Annotated in this window: 19 protein-coding genes; 8 read left to right on the forward strand and 11 right to left on the reverse strand. The window is 68.1% G+C overall.

The window, feature by feature from the left end; genetic code table 11:
• Positions 1 to 14: 14 nt before the first annotated feature.
• The 7 genes from METRZ18153_RS0100585 to def form a co-directional block, all read right to left on the reverse strand.
• Entirely contained in the window at positions 15 to 2,117 is a 2,103-nt protein-coding gene (locus tag METRZ18153_RS0100585; RefSeq protein ID WP_020162906.1) for a sensor histidine kinase, read from the reverse strand.
• Positions 2,114 to 2,725 (reverse strand): DUF4390 domain-containing protein, encoded by a 612-nt coding sequence (locus METRZ18153_RS0100590; RefSeq protein ID WP_029143460.1) that lies wholly within the window; start codon positions 2,723 to 2,725, stop codon positions 2,114 to 2,116. Before METRZ18153_RS0100590 ends, METRZ18153_RS0100585 begins: the two co-directional genes overlap by 4 nt.
• On the reverse strand, positions 2,676 to 3,896 hold the full coding sequence (gene rsmB / locus METRZ18153_RS0100595) for a 16S rRNA (cytosine(967)-C(5))-methyltransferase RsmB (protein ID WP_020162908.1): 1,221 nt from the start codon (positions 3,894 to 3,896) through the stop codon (positions 2,676 to 2,678). The genes METRZ18153_RS0100590 and rsmB overlap by 50 nt, the downstream gene beginning before the upstream one ends.
• Before the next feature lie 139 nt (positions 3,897 to 4,035).
• Positions 4,036 to 4,425: a DUF2237 family protein gene (locus METRZ18153_RS0100600; protein WP_020162909.1), complete on the reverse strand. Its 390-nt coding sequence runs from the start codon at positions 4,423 to 4,425 to the stop codon at positions 4,036 to 4,038.
• Positions 4,426 to 4,527: 102 nt separating this feature from the next.
• Positions 4,528 to 5,382, reverse strand: a complete 855-nt coding sequence (htpX, locus tag METRZ18153_RS0100605; protein ID WP_019915927.1) for a zinc metalloprotease HtpX — start codon at positions 5,380 to 5,382, stop codon at positions 4,528 to 4,530.
• Between the two features lie 128 nt (positions 5,383 to 5,510).
• Positions 5,511 to 6,443: a methionyl-tRNA formyltransferase gene (gene fmt, locus METRZ18153_RS0100610; RefSeq protein ID WP_020162910.1), complete on the reverse strand. Its 933-nt coding sequence runs from the start codon at positions 6,441 to 6,443 to the stop codon at positions 5,511 to 5,513.
• A complete protein-coding gene (def, locus tag METRZ18153_RS0100615; protein ID WP_020162911.1) occupies positions 6,443 to 6,946 on the reverse strand; it encodes a peptide deformylase in 504 nt (167 codons plus the stop codon). Before def ends, fmt begins: the two co-directional genes overlap by 1 nt.
• Positions 6,947 to 7,168: 222 nt before the next feature.
• On the opposite strand from def, the gene METRZ18153_RS0100620 reads away from it, so the two are divergent.
• From METRZ18153_RS0100620 to METRZ18153_RS0100635, 4 genes are all read left to right on the forward strand, one after another.
• On the forward strand, positions 7,169 to 8,185 hold the full coding sequence (locus METRZ18153_RS0100620) for a LysM peptidoglycan-binding domain-containing protein (RefSeq protein WP_020162912.1): 1,017 nt from the start codon (positions 7,169 to 7,171) through the stop codon (positions 8,183 to 8,185).
• A gap of 3 nt (positions 8,186 to 8,188) precedes the next feature.
• Positions 8,189 to 9,271 carry a DNA-processing protein DprA gene (dprA, locus tag METRZ18153_RS0100625; protein WP_020162913.1) on the forward strand — a complete coding sequence of 361 codons (1,083 nt, stop codon included), beginning with the start codon at positions 8,189 to 8,191 and terminating at the stop codon, positions 9,269 to 9,271.
• 82 nt (positions 9,272 to 9,353) lie between these two features.
• Complete coding sequence (locus METRZ18153_RS0100630; protein WP_020162914.1) at positions 9,354 to 9,815, forward strand: Smg family protein; 462 nt, start codon at positions 9,354 to 9,356, stop codon at positions 9,813 to 9,815.
• A 185-nt stretch (positions 9,816 to 10,000) separates the two neighbouring features.
• Positions 10,001 to 12,631 carry a DNA topoisomerase III gene (locus tag METRZ18153_RS0100635; protein ID WP_020162915.1) on the forward strand — a complete coding sequence of 877 codons (2,631 nt, stop codon included), beginning with the start codon at positions 10,001 to 10,003 and terminating at the stop codon, positions 12,629 to 12,631.
• Between the two features lie 57 nt (positions 12,632 to 12,688).
• Here the strand turns inward: METRZ18153_RS0100635 and METRZ18153_RS0100640 are convergent, their stop codons facing one another.
• The 3 genes from METRZ18153_RS0100640 to METRZ18153_RS0100650 all read right to left on the reverse strand — a co-directional run bounded on the left by METRZ18153_RS0100640 (position 12,689) and on the right by METRZ18153_RS0100650 (position 14,635).
• Positions 12,689 to 13,627 (reverse strand): MBL fold metallo-hydrolase, encoded by a 939-nt coding sequence (locus METRZ18153_RS0100640; RefSeq protein WP_020162916.1) that lies wholly within the window; start codon positions 13,625 to 13,627, stop codon positions 12,689 to 12,691.
• 71 nt (positions 13,628 to 13,698) lie between these two features.
• Positions 13,699 to 14,208, reverse strand: coding sequence for an acyl-CoA thioesterase (locus METRZ18153_RS0100645; protein WP_020162917.1), 510 nt, complete (start codon positions 14,206 to 14,208; stop codon positions 13,699 to 13,701).
• Positions 14,209 to 14,278: 70 nt separating this feature from the next.
• On the reverse strand, positions 14,279 to 14,635 hold the full coding sequence (locus METRZ18153_RS0100650) for a hypothetical protein (RefSeq protein WP_029143462.1): 357 nt from the start codon (positions 14,633 to 14,635) through the stop codon (positions 14,279 to 14,281).
• Between the two features lie 171 nt (positions 14,636 to 14,806).
• Between METRZ18153_RS0100650 and METRZ18153_RS0100655 the strand changes: the two genes are divergently transcribed.
• Positions 14,807 to 15,586: a BPSS1780 family membrane protein gene (locus METRZ18153_RS0100655; RefSeq protein ID WP_020162919.1), complete on the forward strand. Its 780-nt coding sequence runs from the start codon at positions 14,807 to 14,809 to the stop codon at positions 15,584 to 15,586.
• Here METRZ18153_RS0100655 and METRZ18153_RS0100660 read toward each other — a convergent pair whose 3' ends face one another.
• Positions 15,587 to 17,044, reverse strand: coding sequence for a cryptochrome/photolyase family protein (locus METRZ18153_RS0100660; protein ID WP_020162920.1), 1,458 nt, complete (start codon positions 17,042 to 17,044; stop codon positions 15,587 to 15,589).
• A gap of 87 nt (positions 17,045 to 17,131) precedes the next feature.
• Here METRZ18153_RS0100660 and METRZ18153_RS0100665 point away from each other — a divergent pair, with 87 nt between their 5' ends.
• From METRZ18153_RS0100665 to pyrR, 3 genes are read left to right on the forward strand one after another with little or no spacing between them, the layout of a single operon-like run.
• Positions 17,132 to 17,710: a YqgE/AlgH family protein gene (locus tag METRZ18153_RS0100665; protein ID WP_020162921.1), complete on the forward strand. Its 579-nt coding sequence runs from the start codon at positions 17,132 to 17,134 to the stop codon at positions 17,708 to 17,710.
• Positions 17,703 to 18,146: a Holliday junction resolvase RuvX gene (gene ruvX, locus METRZ18153_RS0100670; protein ID WP_020162922.1), complete on the forward strand. Its 444-nt coding sequence runs from the start codon at positions 17,703 to 17,705 to the stop codon at positions 18,144 to 18,146. Before METRZ18153_RS0100665 ends, ruvX begins: the two co-directional genes overlap by 8 nt.
• Positions 18,133 to 18,630 carry a bifunctional pyr operon transcriptional regulator/uracil phosphoribosyltransferase PyrR gene (pyrR, locus tag METRZ18153_RS0100675; protein ID WP_020162923.1) on the forward strand — a complete coding sequence of 166 codons (498 nt, stop codon included), beginning with the start codon at positions 18,133 to 18,135 and terminating at the stop codon, positions 18,628 to 18,630. Before ruvX ends, pyrR begins: the two co-directional genes overlap by 14 nt.
• Position 18,631 lies beyond the last annotated feature (1 nt).

The raw sequence follows: 18,631 nt of genomic DNA on the forward strand, positions 1-18,631 counted from the left end.
CTTCCCTGATTCCTTCATGCCGCCAGTGGCAGCGAGATGCGGATTTCCGCGCCATGCGGCGCGACGTTCTCTATTTCTATGCGTCCTTCGTGCTCATCGACGATCTTCTTGACGATGGCCAGCCCGAGCCCGGTGCCACGCGCCTTGGACGTGACATAGGGCTCGAAGGCGCGCGCCAGCACCTGCGGCGGAAAGCCGCTGCCGTTGTCGCGCACCGCCAGTTCCGCACGCCCCCCCCGGCGCCGCGTCTGGATCTGTATGCAGGGCGCGTCGGCTTCGGCCAGCGCGTCCTGCGCGTTCTGCAGCAGATTGTGGATCACCTGCCGCAGCTGTCCGACATCGCCGGCGACCTGGGGCAGGTCCGGCGACAGCTGGCGCTCGATGCGGGCGGCCGACGTTTCGTACAGGCCGAGCACTTCGTCGACCAGCCGGTTCAGATCGAGCGGCGCCAGCGCCGGCGCCGGCAGCCGCGCGTAGTCGCGAAAGGCGTTCACCATGTTCTTCATCGCCTCGACCTGATCGACGATGGTCGAGGTGGCGCGTGCCAGCATCTTCTGGCCTTCCGCGTCGAGCTTGTCCGACAGCTTGAACTGCAGCCGCTCGGCCGACAGCTGTATCGGCGTCAGCGGGTTCTTGATCTCGTGCGCCAGCCGCCGCGCGACCTCGCCCCAGGCGGCGCTGCGCTGCGCGGAAATGAGCTGAGTGATGTCGTCGAACACGACGACGAAGCCGCCGCCGCCGGCCGCCGGCAGCTGCGAGCCGCGGATCAGCAGCGTCTTGCCCGGGCCGAAGGGGTCGGGGATGTCGATCTGCCGGCTCCATGATTCCTGCGCCTCGTCGATCGCGGCGACGATGGTGTCGCGCAGTTCGGCATGCCGCGGCCACTGCGCCAGCGTCAGCGTTTCCCACCCCTCCAGCGTGTCACCGAGGATGGCCATCGCGCCCTGGTTGGCGGCGCGCAATTTCGTCGACGGGCTGAAGGCCAGCACGCCGGTCGACAGGTTGCCGAGCACGCCTTCGAGATAGGTGCGCGCCGCTTCGGTTTCGGCGCGGCTGCGCTCGGCCTGCGCGCGCGCCTCGTTCAGCTGTTCCGTCATGCGGCGGAAGGACTGGGTCAGCGTGCCCAGCTCGTCGCGCGAGGCGACCGCCGGAATGGGGCTGAAGTCGCCCTGCATCACCGCGTCGGTGCCGCGCGCCAGGATGGACAGCGGCGCCGACATGCGACGGCTGATGACGAAGGCCACCGCCAGCGCCGACAGCAGCGCGAGCAGCAGCGCCAGCGTCAGTGTCAGCGCGAAGATGCGCTTCAGCCCGGCGCGCGCGAGCGACAGCTCTTCGTAGTCGCGGTAGGCGCTCTGCACTGCTTCGGCGTTCTGCGCGAGCGAAGCCGGCAGCGGTTGGGTCAGTTGCAGCACCGGGGCGTCGGAGGCGAGTGCGCCGCTGCCGACGAACACCAGCGCGCGCACCGTCAGACCGGCGTCGACGTCGCTCTCGACCGCGGCGAAACCGGCGCCCTGGCGCGCCTGCCGCAGTTGCGACGGCGACGGCAACGGCGGCACCAGCCGGGTGGCCGCCGAGCTGGTCGACAGCACGCGGCCGGCGGACGAGAACAGCGTCGCGCTGGCGGCGCCCGACTGCTCACGCAGCTCGTCCAGCCGCGCGCTGCGCCGGATCAAGGGCGTGTCGCCCAGTTCGCGCGCCATCGCGCGGGCCTTTTCGAGCAGGTCGGCGGAGACGTAGTCCAGCGTGTTGCGGCCGAGGTTGAGGCCGCCCTCGAGCGCCTGTTCGATGCGCACGTTGAACCAGGAATCGACCGAGCGCGACACGAAGTTCACCGACAGCACGTAGATCAGCGCGCCCGGTGCCACGGCGAGCGCGGCGAAGGCGGCGAACAGACGCAGCTTCAGGCGGGAGCCGAACACGGCGGCGCGGTGCTCGCGCAGCAGCTGCGTCACCAGCCAGGCGACCAGCGCCAGCAGGCCGACCGCGACCGTGATGTTCATGCCGAGCAGCAGCGGGTAATTGCGCGCGAACAGCTCGGTGTTCTCGCTGGCCAGCGACAGCAGCAGCAACAGCACGCCGCTGATCGCCGTGGTGGCGACAATGAAGGCCCTCATCGCGCCTCCTGCGGCTGTGCGGTGAAGCCCCAGCGCTGCCATTCCGATTCCAGCGTCCAGTCGCGGTTGCTCATTGCGCTGAGCTGGAAAGGTTTGGGCAGCTGCGTCACGTCCAGGCGCAGGCGCAGCGAGGCGACATAGCTCTCGCCGGCCTTCAGGCGGTCGTAGTCGACCACGTGCCAGCTGCGCAGGCGGCCGATCAGCTTCAGTGCCTCGTCCAGCGTGTCGAAGCTCTGGTGCAGCGCGCCGGTGGACACGCGGTACTGCCGGGTCAGTGCGTGATAGCTGAGACGGTAGGTCTGGCTGCGTTCGACCACGTCTTCGTCCAGCCAGTACCAGCGTGGCCGGCTGATCTCGAACTCGAGTACGAAGTACAGCGCGACGCCGCGCGTCACCGCTTCGGCCAGCCGCGGCGACAGCGCGATCGAAACATCGGTCGACAACTGGTAGCCGTCGTCGCCGTGGTCGAGGCGCACGTCGCGCATTGTGACGCCGGCGGCCGACGCGTGGCCGGCCAGCGTCGCGATCAGCAACGCCACCAGCAGCGCGCGCGCGCGCTCAACCAGCGCGCGGAGACTTCTGCAGCAGTGCGTAATAGAAGCCGTCATGCTCGGCGGTCGGCAGCAGTTGCAGATCTGGCGCACCACATGGGCTCAGACGTAGGCAGTCGGGATGGCGGGCGGTGAAGGCGGCCACCTGATCCTGATTTTCGGCGCGGAACACCGAACAGGTGGCATAGAGCAATTTACCACCCGGAGCGAGCACGCGCCAAAGCGCATCCAGTATCGCGCGCTGCTGGGCGGCGAAGCTGGCGATGTCCTGCGGACGGCGCAGCCATTTGGCGTCCGGGTGGCGACGTACGACGCCGGAGGCGCTGCATGGCACGTCGGCCAGGATGCGGTCGAACGCTGTGCCGTTCCACCAGTCGTCCGGCCGCGCGGCGTCGCCGACCGCGATCCGGCCACGCAGACCCAGCCGCTCGAAGTTCTCGGCGATGCGCCGGGTACGCGGTTCGCTGTGGTCCAGTGCCAGCAGGTCGAGTTCGGCCCGTTCGAGCAGGTGCGACGCCTTGCCGCCGGGGGCGGCGCAGGCGTCGAGCACGCGCTGGCCCGGCGCGACATCGAGCAGCGCGGCCGCGCGCTGGGCGCCGAGATCCTGCACCGACAGCTCGCCGTCGGCGAAGCCGGGCAGGCGTGACACCGGGCAGGGCTTGTCCAGCAGCAGGCCGTCGTCGCCGCGGATCTGCGCCACGATGCCGGCCGCCTGCAACTGCGCCAGTGCCTGCTGCGGCGTCGTGCGGCGGCGGTTCGCACGCAGCGCCATCGGCGGGTGGACATTGCCCTGCGCGGCGATGTCCTGCCAGTGATCGGGATGGTCGTGACGCAGCATGTCCAGCCACCACTGCGGGTGCTGCAGCCGGGCGGCCGGATCGGCGGCAACCGCCGCGTCGAGTTCGGCGTGACGGCGCTGCGCGTTGCGCAGTACCGCATTCATCAGCCCGCCAAAGCGATCACCGCCCAGGACGCGCGCTGCCTCGACCGCCTGGTTCACCGTGGTGTGCGCCGTGTCGGGCCGCGCTTCGAGCCGGCACAGCGCGACCAGCAGCAGCGCGCGGCGATCGGTTTCGCGCAGCGGCCTGGGCACCAGCACGGCCAGCCGGCGTTCGATGCCGGCGTGCGCGCGCAGGCACTGGTAAGCCAGGTCGCGCACGGCGGCACCGTTGGTCGACTGCGCAGCGACGTGGCCGAAAGCGTCGTCGAGCGCCTCACCCTGCAGCACGCCGGCGACGGCGTGTGCGGCGTCGAGCAGCGATGCGGCGAGCGAATCAGCAGGAAGCGTCCTGGGGGGGCGGGGAGTGGAATTCAATCTTGGATGCGGGTGATGGCCGGGCGCAGGAGCGCGATTGTAAGCGCTGCGTTCAGCCCGCCCACGCGTGGGCCTTCAATGCATCGAGCGGCGCGTGCCGCAGGGCCGACTCGTGCGTAGCGACCAGTACCACCTGCGGCGCCTGGCCCGCCTCGAATGCCTCGCGCCAGCGCATCGCGCACAGGCACCAGCGGTCGCCGGCGCGCAGGCCGGGGAAGTCGTACTCGGGGCGTGGCGTCGACAGGTCGTTGCCGCGCGAGCGGGAGAAGTCGAGGAAGGCGTCGGTCATGACCGCACACACGGTGTGCGAGCCGAAGTCGTTCTCGTCCGTGTTGCAGCAGCCGTCGCGGAAGAAACCGGTGATGGGCTTGAACGAACAGGGCTCCAGCGGTCCGCCGAGTACGTTGCGCGCGCCGCCGCCGCCGTTCCAGCCTCGATCCATGTCGGCATCTCCACGTTGTACAGATGAAAGACGAAACCCGCAGCGCGCGCCGCGAAAGCTGCGCACGCTGCGGGCATGATGCCGCAATGGCGGGGGTGTGTGTCAGCGACCGGTGGCGAGTGCGCGCAGCCGCGCGATGCGTTCCTCGGTCGCCGGGTGGGTGCTGAACAGGCCGCGCAGGCCGCCGCCGGACAGCGGGTTCATGATCATCATCTGACCGGTTTCCGGATGCGCTTCGGCCGTCGGCATCGGAATGCCGCGGGCGTAGGCGTCGATCTTGGCCAGCGCGCTCGCCAGTGCTTCCGGGTCGCCGGAGATGGCCGCACCCTCGCGATCGGCGCCGAACTCGCGGGTGCGCGAGATCGCCATCTGGATCAGCATCGCGGCGATCGGCGCCAGGATGGCGACGGCGATGCTGAGCACCGGATTGGCCGGGCGGCCTTCCGAATCGCGGCCGCCGCCGAAGAACATACCGAACTGCGCCAGCGCGGAGATCGCACCTGACACGGTGGCCGAAATGGTCGAAATCAGGATGTCGCGGTTCTTCACGTGCGCCAGTTCGTGCGCCATCACGCCGCGCAGTTCGCGCGCCGACAGCATCTGGATGATGCCGGTGGTCGCCGCCACCGCGGCGTTTTCCGGGTTGCGGCCGGTGGCAAAGGCGTTGGGCTGCGCTTCATCGATGATGTAGACGCGCGGCATCGGCAGCTGCGCGCGCTGCGCCAGCTCGGCCACCATGTTGTACAGGTAGGGCGAGGAGGCGGCGTCGACTTCGCGCGCGTTGTACATGCGCAGCACCATCTTGTCGGAGAACCAGTAGGCCCACAGATTGGTGGCGCCGCCGAACAGCAGTGCGATCAGCATGCCCTGCTGACCGCCGATGGCTGCACCGACCACGCCGAACAGCGCGACGATGCCCGCCATCAGTATCGAGGTCTTGAGCCAGTTGCCGAACATTCGAATACCTTTCAGTAAGAGAGGAAGCGCACTATAGATCGTGCGCGAAGCAAGAAATTCAAGCGCCGCCGCCGGTGAAAACTGCGCTTACAAGGAAATCCCGCGGGCGGCGAGACTGCGGCGACGGGTCACGTCTCGGCGTACTGGCCGACCACCAGCGGATGGCCGTGCAGGAAATCGGCGGCCGGCAGCCGCTTGCCGCCCGGCTTCTGCAGTTCGGTCACGCGCAGCGCGCCCTCCCCGCAGGCGATCACGACACCATCGTCGCCGACCGCGAGAATGCGTCCGGGCTCGCCGCTGGTCGGCTCGACGCGAGCCCGCCACAGCTTGATCGGCGTGCCCTCCACCGTCATCAGTCCGCCCGGGAAGGGGTTGAAGGCGCGGATCGCGCGCTCGAGTTCGACCGCCGGACGACGGAAGTCCAGCGCCGCCTCGGCCTTGCCGATCTTCGCCGCGTAGCAGGCGCCGTCGGCCGGCTGCGGCACCGGTCTGACGCGTCCGGCCAGCAGCTCGGGCAGCGTGTCGATCAGCAGTTGTGCGCCGGTGGCGGCCAGCCGGTCGTGCAGCGTTGCGGTGGTGTCGTCGTCGGTGATGTCGACGACGCGCTCGGCCAGCATCGGGCCGGTATCCAGTCCCTCGTCCATCTGCATCAGCGTGATGCCGGTGCGGGCGTCGCCCGCCTCGATCGCGCGATGAATGGGCGCCGCGCCGCGCCAGCGCGGCAGCAGCGAGGCATGGATGTTGATGCAGCCGAGGCGCGGAATGTCGAGCACGGCGCGCGGCAGCAGCAGACCGTAGGCGACCACCACCAGCAGGTCCGGCGCGGCCTCGACCAGCGGTGCGCGCAGTTCGGCCGTCTTCAGCGTGTCCGGCTGGGCCACGCTCAGGCCGTGCGCCAGCGCGCGCTGCTTGACCGGGCTGGGCATCAGTTTCATGCCACGCCCGGCCGGGCGGTCGGGCTGGGTCAGCACCAGCGGAATGTCGCAGTCGAAGCCGGCCAGCGCGTCGAGCGCGCGGGCAGCGAATTCAGGGGTACCGGCGAAGGCGATGCGCGGACGCATCAGGCGGTTTCACGCGCCTGTTTCGCGAGCTTGGTCTTGATCCGCGTCTGCTTCAGCTGCGACAGGTGGTCGACGAACACCTTGCCCTGCAGGTGATCCATCTCGTGCTGGATGCAGACGGCCAGCAGGCCGTGCGCATCGATGTCCTGCTCGCTGCCGTCCAGCGTCAGCGTGCGCACCTTCACGTGTTCGGCGCGGGTCACCTTGTCGTAGATGCCGGGCACCGACAGACAGCCTTCTTCGTAGACCTGTTCGCCGTCGCGCTCGACGATGCGCGGGTTGATCAGCGTGATCAGGCCGGATCTGTCCTCGCTGATGTCGATCACGATCACCTGCTTGTGCACGTCTACCTGCGTTGCGGCCAGCCCGATGCCCGGCGCGGCGTACATGGTTTCGGCCATGTCGGCGGCGAGCCTGCGGATGGAATCGTCCACCGCGGTGACCGGCGCCGCCTTCTTGCGCAGGCGGGGGTCGGGGAATTTCAGAATCGGGAGCAGGGCCATAAAAGTCGTGCTGATTTAATGGATTAGCGGTGAATTTTCATGCAGACTGTCATTACAAGACGCCGCTTGCTACACTTCGGCATGCAGTTGGCGTGCCGCCTTGCCAAGTCACCGTTTCGACGGTGCAGGGCATTCAAGGTGGAGCCGGTTCGTAACGATATTGAAAGGCAAACCCCCGGCAGGTTCCTGCATGCGCAGGCGCTGCCCGTGCGAGGCCACACCATGCGCAAGATTATATGCTCCCTGCTGGTCGCCCTTTCAAGCGCGACTGCCTTCGCCCAGTCCGCACCGCCGGCCATCGCCGGCAACGCGCCGGACCGGCACGTCGTCAAGCCGGGCGACACGCTGTGGGGCATCGCCGGCCTCTTCCTGAAGGAGCCGTGGCGCTGGCCCGAAGTGTGGCGGCTCAATCGCGAGCAGATCCGCAACCCGCACCTGATCTATCCCGGCCAGATCGTCTATCTCGATGACTTCGGCGGTTCGCCGCGGCTGCGCGTCGGGCAGCCGGTCAAGCTGAGCCCGCAGACCTACGAGGAAGCGGTCAAGGAACCGATCGCGTCGATTCCGCACAAGGCGATCGAGCCCTTCCTGACCAAGCCGATCGCGGTCGAAGCCGGCTTCAACGAAACGGCGCCGCGCGTCGTCGGCACTGAAGAGGGGCGCGTCTATCTGAGCGCCGGCGATACCGCCTACGTGAGCGGCGTCACCGAAAACAAGCCGCTGTGGCATGTCTATCGCCCGGCGGCGCCGATCCGCGATCCGGAAACGAAGCAGGTGATCGGCTACGAGGCCGAGTACCTGGGTGACGTGAAACTGATGCGCGAAGGCGAACCGGCCACCTTCCAGGTCGTGTCGGCGCAGTTCGAGATCGGCAAGGGCGACCGTCTGGTGCCGGCCCGTCTGCCCGAGGTCGTTGCCTATGCGCCACGTGCGCCGGAGCAGGACATCCAGGGCAGCGTTGCACGCATCGTCGGCGGCGTGGCGTCGTCCGGCCGTCACAACGTCGTGCTGCTGAACCGTGGCTCCAACGACGGCGTCGAGATCGGTCATGTGTTCGCCGCCTATCTGGCCGGCAGCAAGGTCGATATCCGCCAGGATCAGAAGATCGACACCTACCAGCTGCCGGACGAACGTTCCGGTCTGGTGTTCGTGTTCCGCGTCTACGAAAACATTTCCTACGCGCTGGTGATGGACGCCAAGCGTCCGATCACCGTCGGCGACCGCTTCCGCAAGCCGTAAGGCGTGCCGGTCGCCAGCGACGCTTCGACCGCAGCCTGGCTGCGGCTGACGCTGACCCGCGGCGTCGGGCTGGAAACGCAGCGCCGTCTGCTGTCGGTGTTCGGCCTGCCCGAACACATCTTCGCCGCGGCCGGCACCGCGGTGCGGGGGGCGGTCGGTGAGCGCGCGGCGCGTGCGCTGGCAGCTTTCGACGGCGACGAACAGGTCGCGCGCACACTGGCCTGGGCGTCACAGCCGGGCAACCATCTGATCACGCTGGCCGACGCGGCCTATCCGCAAGCTCTGCTCGAGATCGCCGACCCGCCGACGCTGCTCTACGTGAAGGGCCGGCCGGAACTGCTGAATACGCGCGCGCTGGCCATCGTCGGCGCCCGCAACGCGACCGCTCAGGGCGCGTCCAACGCCGAGCAATTCGCGCGAGAGCTGTCGCGCGGCGGGCTCACCATCGTCAGCGGACTGGCGCTGGGCTGCGACGCCGCGGCGCACACCGGCGCGCTCGACGGCATCGGCAGCACGGTGGCCGTGGTAGGCACCGGCGCCGACCGCATCTATCCGCCGCGCAACCAGGATCTTGCGCGGCGCATCGCCGAGCATGGCGCCATCGTCAGCGAATTCCCGCTTGGCACGCCCGCGCTGCGCGACAACTTCCCGCGCCGCAACCGCATCATTTCCGGCCTTGCGCGCGGCGTACTGGTGGTCGAGGCGGCAGCGCGCAGCGGCACGCTGATCACCGCCCGGCTGGCCGGCGAACAGGGGCGCGAGGTGTTCGCGATTCCTGGTTCCATCCATTCGCCGCTGTCCAAGGGCTGCCACCAGCTCATCCGCCAGGGGGCCAAGCTGGTCGACGATGCGCGCGACATCCTGTCCGAGCTGCAGCCGGCGCCGCCACCTGAAACCGCGGTGGAAACGCCGACCAGGGACGGCAGTCCGCTGCTCGACGCGATGGGTTTCGACCCGGTCGGAATCGATGTGCTGTCGCAACATACCGGCTTGACGGCGGACACCCTCTCCGCCATGCTGCTCTCGCTGGAACTCGAAAACCGGGTGGCGCTGCTGCCCGACGGACGCTACCAGCGCATCAGGTAGTACGGCAGTGCGCGTCGCGCGCTGCCGGGTTACAAACCCGCCGGTAGGCACGCCTGCCGACCGGCTCGCGCGGAGCCGAATCATGATCGACGTTCTGGTCTATCTTTTCGAAACTTACGCGCACCTGGACAGTTATCCCGAGCCCAACCAGCTCGCACGCAAGCTCTCGGCCGCCGGTTTCGAGCAGGATGAAATCGAGGAAGCCATGGGCTGGCTGTCCGGTCTCGAAAGCGCCGGTGGCGCCGAGAAGCCGCTGATCGCGGCTGAAAGCCGTTCCATCCGTCTGTACTCGGCCGCCGAACAGTCGCGCCTCGACACCGAGTGCCGCGGCTTTCTCGCCTTCCTCGAAGAGGCCGGCGCGATCAATGCGCTGACCCGCGAAATCGTCGTCGAACGCGCGCTGGCGCTGGAAGACGAGGAAGTGTCGCTGGCCCAGCTCAAAGTGATCGTGCTGATGGTGCTGTGGAACCAGCAGGTCACGACCGACACGCTGGTGCTCGAGGAACTGCTGTCGGACGACGACGAGCCGCGCGCGCCGCACTGACAAGTGCGGTCCCGACGCTGCGGCGCAGGACCTGCCCGGCCGGATGAATCGCAGCCCGCGTTTCGTCCGCCGGGTCAACTTGTCTTGCCTGTTCGGATTTTTTGTCCCTATCATGCGCCGCTTTCACGCCGCTTGAACCGGCGCGCATCCTGCGCGCGCAAGCCGGCGGCAGGTATCGGGCGGGCATGGGCAAGAAACTGATCATCGCGGAAAAGCCGTCGGTCGCGCAGGACATTGCGCGCGCCGTGGGCGGTTTCACGCGCGAAGGCGATTACTTCGAGAGCGAGGACTACGTGCTGTCCTCGGCGGTCGGCCACCTGCTCGAACTGGCGGTGCCGGAGGAATACGAGGTCAAGCGCGGCAAGTGGTCGTTCGCGCACCTGCCGGTCATTCCGCCCCGCTTCACGCTGAACCCGATAGACAAGACCGCCGAGCGGCTGCGCCTGCTCACCCGGCTGATCAAGCGCAAGGACGTCGACGGCCTGGTGAACGCCTGTGACGCGGGGCGCGAGGGCGAGCTCATCTTCAATTACATCGTCGAGCACAGCAAGACGAACAAGCCGATCGAACGGCTGTGGCTGCAGTCGATGACGGCCACCGCGATCCGCGACGGCTTTGCCGGCCTGCGTTCGGCGCAGGAAGTCGAAGGACTGCGTCAGGCGGCGATGTCGCGCGCCGAGAGCGACTGGCTGATCGGCATCAACGGCACGCGGGCGATGACCGCGTTCAATTCCAAGACCGGCGGCTTCCATCTGACAACGGTCGGTCGCGTGCAGACGCCGACGCTGGCCATCGTCGTGCGCCGCGAAGAGGAAATCCGTCGCTTCAAGTCGCGCGACTACTGGGAAATCGAAGGCCGCTTCGGCGTCGCCGCCGGTGAGTACCCGGGGCGCTGGTTCGACGAGAAGTTCAAGAAGCCGGAAGGCGATGAGCACGCCCGCGCCGAGCGGCTGTGGGACGAGGCGAGAGCAAAGGCCATTCAGGCCAAGTGCGCCGGCAAGACCGGCACGGTGGAGGAGGAGGCCAAGCCCTCGACCCAGCTGTCGCCGCTGCTGTACGACCTCACCTCGCTGCAGCGCGAAGCGAACGGCCGCTTCGGCTTTTCCGCCCGCGTGACGCTGCAGATCGCGCAGGCGCTGTACGAAAAGCACAAGGTGTTGACCTACCCGCGTACCGACGCGCGCGCGCTGCCGGAGGACTACCTGCCGACGGTGAACGACGTGCTGGCCCGCCTGCCGCAGACCTATGCGCCGCACGCCAACGAAATCGTCAAGCAGGGCTGGGTGCGTCCGAACAAGCGCATCTTCAACAACGCCAAGATTTCCGACCACTTCGCCATCATCCCGACCGGCACCGAGCCGAAATCGCTGTCGGAGGCGGAAGCGAAGATCTACGACATGGTCACCCGCCGCTTCCTCGCGGTGTTCTTCCCGGCGGCCGAATACCGCATCACGACGCGCATCACGCGGGTCGAGGGCGAAGCGTTCAAGACCGAGGGCAAGGTGCTGGTCAATGCCGGCTGGCTGGCCGTGTACGGCAAGGAAGCGGCGATCGCCGACGACGAAGGCAAGGACAAGGGCGAAACCGCGTCCGCCAGCCTGGTGCCGGTCAAGCCGGGCGAAAGCGCCCGTGTCAATGACATGATCGTCAAGGCGCTGCAGACCAAGCCGCCCGCGCGGTATTCGGAAGCGACGCTGCTGACCGCGATGGAAGGCGCCGGCAAGACCATAGACGACGAGGAACTGCGCGCCGCGATGGCCGGCCGCGGCCTCGGCACGCCGGCCACGCGTGCGCAGATCATCGAGAACCTGATCCTCGAGAACTACATGCTGCGCGAGGGCCGCGAACTGATTCCGACGGCCAAGGGCTTCCAGCTGATGATCGCGCTGCGCGGCCTGAAGATCGACGAACTGAGTTCGCCGGAACTGACCGGCGAATGGGAATACAAGCTGTCGCAGATCGAGCGCGGCGAATTGTCGCGTGACGCCTTCATGCGCGAAATCGCCGACATGACGCAGCACATCGTGCACCAGGCGAAGAGCTACGAAAGCGACACCATTCCGGGCGACTTCGCCACGCTGGACGAGAAGTGCCCGCGCTGCGGCGGCGTCGTGAAGGAGAACTACAAGAAATTCCAGTGCCAGAGCTGCGATTTCTCGCTGTGGAAGATCGTTGCCGGCCGCCAGTTCGAGACGCACGAGATCGACACGCTGCTGCGCGAGCGCCAGGTCGGTCCGCTGACCGGCTTCCGCAACAAGATGGGTCGGCCGTTCAACGCGGTGATCAAGCTGAACGACAAGCTGGAACCGGAATTCGATTTCGGCCAGCCGCGCGAGGACGAGAACGCCGAGCCGGTCGATTTCTCGCAGCAGACTCCGCTCGGCCCCTGCCCGAAGTGTTCGGCGCGGGTGTTCGAACAGCCGATGTCCTATATCTGCGAGAAGTCGGTCGGGCCGGAAAAGAGCTGTGACTTCCGCTCCGGCAAGATCATCCTGCAGCAGCCGATCGAACCGGAACAGATGCAGAAGCTGCTGGAAGCGGGCCGTACCGACCTGCTGAAGGGCTTCGTGTCGTCGCGCACCAAGCGCAAGTTCTCGGCCTTCCTGGTGCGCCAGCCGGACGGCAAGGTGGGCTTCGAGTTCGAGCCGCGTGCGGCCAAGCCGAAGGCGGGCGCGAAGACGGCCAAGGCCGCGGCGGCCGATGCTGCGCCGGAGGCCGAAGCCGAGGCGCCGGTGAAGAAGGCTGCGGCGAAGAAGACGACGGCCGCGGCAAAGAAGCCGGCCACCAAGGCCACGGCGCGCAAGAAGTCGGCCTGATCAGGGCCGCTCGGCGGCCACCCGGGCTTCATGCCCGTGTGGCCTTCTGCGCCTGTCCTAGGCCACCGCGCCGTCCAGCCACACCTCCAGGCCCTGCGCGTTCAGTTCGATGTCCAGTCCCCATACATCGACCGCCTGCTCGTGCGTGAGCCGGCTGCCGTGGGCACGCAGTTCGTCCATCAGATAGGCGGTCAGCGCCGCCAGCAGGGCCTGCTTGCGGCCGTCGCCGGCACTGGCCGCCGCCTTCGCGATCGCCACGTGGGCGTCGATGCGCGACAGCAGCGCACGCCCGAGGGCCGGCACGCCGCTCACCTTGCCGTAGTGGGTCAGGAACATCGCTTCCGGCTGGCGTGACAGCAGGCGTTCGACCGACGCGCGCATCGCGACCGGGTCGAACTGCACCGGCGAGGTGGTCGGGAACACGAAGGCGCGGCCATCGACCGTGCATTCCGGATAGGCCAGACCGAAGGTGTCGCCGGTGAACCAGCTTTTCGACTGCGCGTCCCAGATGCAGTGGTGGTGCTTGGCGTGGCCCGGCGTGTCGACGAACTCGAGCGGACGTCCGTTGAAGTCGAGCACGAAACCATCGTGCGTCTCGATCACGCGCGCCGCGTCGACCGGCAGGATGTCGCCGTACATCTCGGCCATCGCCTGTTCGCCATAGACCGCGGTGGCGCCGGCGATCAGCTTCGACGGGTCAATCATGTGACGCGCGCCGCGCGGGTGCACCACCAGCTGCGCGTTCGGGAAGGCACGCATCGCCGCGCCGGCGCCGCTGGCGTGGTCCAGGTGCACGTGGGTCAGGATGATGTAGCGCAGCGCTTCCGGCGCGATGCCCTTCTGCGCCAGCGCGGCCTGTACATTGCGCAGCGAATGGCCGGTGCCACAATCGACCAGCGCCGCCTGGTCGCCAGCGCGGACGAGGTGGATGGCCGCCATGCCGTGGCGGATCAGGTCGGCGTCGATGGCCGAAATGTCGTGCTCGTAGTCGATCATGCAGCGCGCTCCGGGTGGACTCGGTGCACAGTATGACGCACTGCGGCAGGCGCTTCCGCCTGCCGGGCTTGCTACGCGCCGCGGCCCGCCTTGGCTTGCTCTTCCTGCATCAGTTCCTCGAAGCGGGCATCGAATTCCCTGCGCAGCTGGCGCCGCACCTGAGCGGCCGTGTGGCGCCTCTGCTCGTCCGGCGTCGACGGTATCAGCGTCGGCACCGGGCAGGGTCGGCGGTCGGCGTCCATCGCCACCATGGTCAGGTAGCAGGTGTTGGTGTGGCGCGTCGTGTGTTCGCGGATGTTCTCGGTCACCACCTTGACGCCGACTTCCATCGACGTGGTGCCGGTGTAGTTGACCGAGGCGAAGAAGGTGACCAGCTCGCCGACGTGGATGGGGCAGCGGAAGATGACCTGGTCGACCGACAGCGTCACCACGTAGGACTGCGCGTAGCGCGCCGCGCAGGCGTAGGCGACCTGGTCGAGCAGCTTGAGCAGGGCGCCGCCATGCACATTGCCGGAAAAGTTGGCCATGTCGGGCGTCATCAGCACCGTCATGGTGAGCTGGTGTTTGGGCAGTTCGTTCATCGTTGTCTACCGTGCGCCGGCGAGGCCGGCGCGGGGGATGTCCGTCGGTGCCCGCGACCTTTCGTGACGATCACTCGCGCCGTTCGATGCGCCAGCCCGGTCTGTCGTAGTCGCGGACGTTGCTGTAGGGCATGGTCGGATAGACGCTGGTACCGTACGCATCTTCCTCGATGCGTACGCCGGGTCTGGAGTAGTCCCGGATCTGGGTGCCGCGCAAGGTCGGGTAGACGTCGGTTGTGCGGCTGCGCGCGTTGGGCCGGATCAGCTCGCGCGGGTGCTGTCCTATCATGCCGCCGGGGCTGGCGCCGATGCCCTGGCCGTATGGATTGCCGCCGATCGGCGACACCGGTACGTGACCGCTGCCGCCGCCCAGTGCGATGGGCGAGGCGAGCAGCGCGGACAGTGCGAACAGGGTGCGGATATTCATGGCGACCTCCCGGTCCTGCGACATGACTGGATGTTTCGAGTGTAGTGCGAAAGCGCCGCGGCGCAGCGCGCAGCCCGACACGGCCGGGTGCATCGTGACGGAGTGTGGATTGGACGCCACAGCCTGCGACGCCGCTGTGAACACCGTGCCAGCTTGTGGAATGATGCGGCCATGAGCACCGACGACCGCAATCCCTTCGAAGCCGCTCCGCCGCCGGGCGGCAACCCGACTCCTCCGCTCGAAGGCGGGGAACCCGATTCGCGCAGCGTGGCGGCCGGCCAGGGCGTCGAGTGGCTGCGTCAGGGCTGGCAGGCCTTCATGGCCGCGCCCGGCGTCTGGGTGGTGATCACGCTGCTGTGGGTGATCGCCGTCGTGGTGCTGAATCTGGTGCCGCTGTTCGGCATGATCGCCGCCACGCTGCTGGCGATGGTGACGGTGGGCGGACTGATGACCGGTTGCCGTGCGCTGTCGCGCGGCGAGCCCTTCGGCGTCGCCCATCTGTGGGCGGGTTTCGGCGAGCGCATCAATCCGCTGCTGGCGCTGGGCGGCTGGTATCTGCTGGCCTCGCTGGCCATCGGCATGCTGGTCGTGCTGCTGTCGGCGATCAGTGCCGGTCTGGCCGGCGTTGCCGCGGTGGCGGGTCTGGCGGTGCTGATGGCGGCCATTCCGGCCATGCTCATCATTGCCGTCATGCTGATGGCGCCGGTGCTGATGGCGGTCTGGTTCGCTCCGGCCCTGGTCGTGTTCCACGACATGAAGGCGCTGGATGCGATGCGCACCAGCTTCTTCGCCAGCCTGCGCAACGCACCGGCCTTCGTCGTGTTCGCGCTGCTCTACGTCGTGCTGGCCGTGCTGGCCTCGATCCCCGCCATGCTGGGCTGGCTGTTGCTGCTGCCGGTCACCTTCGGTGCGATGTACGCCAGTTACCGCGACGTGTTCGACCAGCGCTGATCAACCCTCCAGCGCCTCGCCTGCCCCCTTCACCACCTTGAAGCGCGCCAGCGTCGCCTCGCGCGCGGCGGCATGATCGACGATGGGCGCCGGGTAGTCGCTGCCGATCACGCAGCCGGCCATCTTCTGTTCCAGCGGTGTCGCCAGCCACGGCGCGTGGATGCGCTTCTTGTCGAATTTCGCCAGTTCCGGGCAGTAGCGGCGGATGAACTGGCCGTCGGCGTCGAACTTTTCCGACTGCGTGACCGGATTGAAGATGCGGAACCAGGGCTGGGCGTCGCAGCCGGTCGAGGCCGCCCACTGCCAGCCACCGTTGTTGGCCGCCAGGTCGAAATCGTTGAGCTGGCGCGCGAACCAGTGTTCGCCGCGTCGCCAGTCGATGCCGAGGTCCTTGGTCAGGAAGGAGGCGCTCACCATGCGCAGCCGGTTGTGCATGTAGCCGGTCTGCGCCAGTTGGCGCTGCGCGGCATCGACCAGCGGATAGCCGGTGCGGCCCTCGCACCAGGCGCGGAACTTCGCCGCGTCGTCTACCCAGCGCACCGCGTCATATTCCGGCCGGAAGCTGGCGCCGACCACGTGCGGGTTGTGCCACAGGATCTGGAAGTAGAAATCGCGCCAGATCAGTTCCGACAGCCAGGTTTCGGCGCCAGCGCCGCCGCGCGCGTGCGCTTCGCGCGCCAGCCGGCGTATCGATATCGTGCCGAAACGCAGATGCACCGACAGATAGCTCGGGCCCTTGGCGGCCGGAAAGTCGCGCAGCACCTTGTAACGGTCGATGCGGTCGAGGAAGGCGTCGAACAGCGTGTCGGCGCCGGACATGCCTGCCGGCAGCTTCAGCGTCGCCAGATTGGTCGACCGGAAACCCATGTCGGCCAGTGACGGAATGTCGCCTGCCGCCACCGCCGCCAGCGCGTCCGCGTAGGTGCGCACCGGATAGGCCTTCAGGTGGAAGGGCGTCAGCTTCTTCAGCCACGCGTTCTTGTACGGCGTGAACACCGAGAACGGCTTGCCGCCCTGGGTCAGCACCTCGTCGCACTCGAAGACGACCTGGTCCTTGTACGTGTCGAAGGCGATGCCGTCGCGCGCCAGCGCGTCGTGCACCGCGCGGTCGCGCGCAAATGCGGCGGGTTCGTAGTCGCGGTTGGCGACCACGCCTGCCACGCCCAGTTCACGCGCCAGTTGCGGGACGACCTCGCGGGCGCGGCCGTGGCGCACGATGAGCCCGCCTCCGAGCGCGCGCAGCGCAGCGTCCAGCTCGGTGACCGAGGCATGGATGAACTCGACCCGGCGGTCGGCGCTCAGGCCTTCGGCCAGCAGTTCGTCGAGGATGTCGGTGTCGAATACGAACACGCACCACACCGGGCCGCCGGCGCGCAGCGCGTGGTAGAGGGCGGCGTGGTCGTCGATGCGCAGGTCGCGGCGGAACCACACGAGGCGGGATGAAGCACGGTCGGGCATGCGGGATTTCCGTCAGAAAGTCGGCGCTTTGAGCGTGATGTCGCGCCGCGGTTCGCGGCCGGCGTCCAACACGGATAAAATCATCCCATGTCCGCACACGCCATGACCCCTTCGGTCGACCTGACCGGCCATTTCCTGATCGCCATGCCCGCCATGGCGGACAAGAATTTCGCACGCACGCTGACGCTGGTGTGCGAACACAACGAACAGGGCGCGCTCGGTGTCATCGTCAACCGGCCGATCGACATGTCGCTCGAAGACCTGTTCGAGCGCATCGACATGTCGCTCGAATCGCCGCGCTTCCAGGGCCAGCCGGTGTATTTCGGCGGTCCGGTGCAGACCGACCGCGGCTTCGTGCTGCATCGTCCGGTCGGCGACTGGCAGTCCAGCATCGATGTCGGCAACGGCCTCGCGCTGACCTCGTCGCGCGACGTGCTGCAGTCGCTCGGCCACGACAACGAGCCGGACGACGTGCTGGTCACGCTCGGTTACGCCGGCTGGCAGGCCGGCCAGATCGAGTGGGAACTGGCGCAGAACGCCTGGCTCACGGTGCGCGCCGACCCCGAAATCATCTTCGGCCTGCCGCCGGAAGAGCGCCTGATCGCCGCGATGCAGCTGCTCGGCGTCGACTTCGCGTCGCTGTCCGACGTGGCCGGGCATGCCTGAGCCGGTCGCGCTGCCCGCGCGCGGCACCGTGCTGGCTTTCGATTTCGGCGAAAAGCGCATCGGCGTCGCCGTCGGTGAATGCGAACTGCGCAGCGCCTCCGCACTGACCACCTTCGATGCCGAAACCAACGACGCCCGCTGGGCGGCGATCGGCCGCCTGCTCGACGAATGGAAACCCGCATTGCTGGTGGTCGGTCTGCCGCTGTCGCCGGACGGCGAGGCGCACGACATGACTGCCCGCGCTCAACGCTTCGCCCGCCAGCTCGAAGGCCGCTACCGGCTGCCGGTCGCGCTGCAGGACGAACGCTTTACCTCGGCCGAGGCCGACACGCAGCTGCGCGACCGCGGCCAGCACGACTGGCGGGAACGCAAGAAGCACCTGGACGCACACGCGGCCCAGCTCATCCTGAAGGACTATTTCGATGTCACTGCCTGACGCAGAAAAACTGCTGGCCGATCTGGCGGCGCAGATGCGCCCGCAGGTCACGCCGGACACCGCGCTGGTCGGCCTGCACACCGGCGGCGTATGGCTGGCGCAGCGCCTGCACGCGCTGCTCGGCCTGACCCAGCCGGCCGGCTCGCTCGACGTGAGCTTCTACCGCGACGACTACGCCAAGCGCGGGCTGTCGCGCGACACCCGCTCGTCCGCCCTGCCCTTCGACGTCGAGGGACGGCACCTCATCCTGGTCGACGATGTGCTGCACACCGGCCGCACGATACGCGCCGCGCTGAACGAACTGTTCGACTACGGCCGTCCGGCCAAGGTCGAACTGGCGGTGCTGATCGACCGCGGCGGACGCCAGCTGCCGGTGGCGCCGACCTACTGTGCGACGCGCCTCGACCTGGCCGAGGGCACGCGGGTGAAGCTGGCGCAGGACGGCGAGCGGCTGGCGCTGCGTCTGCTGCAGGAGCAGGAGTGAC

The sequence above is a fragment of the Methyloversatilis discipulorum genome (genome assembly GCF_000385375.1).
In the GTDB taxonomy this organism is placed as follows: domain Bacteria; phylum Pseudomonadota; class Gammaproteobacteria; order Burkholderiales; family Rhodocyclaceae; genus Methyloversatilis; species Methyloversatilis discipulorum_A.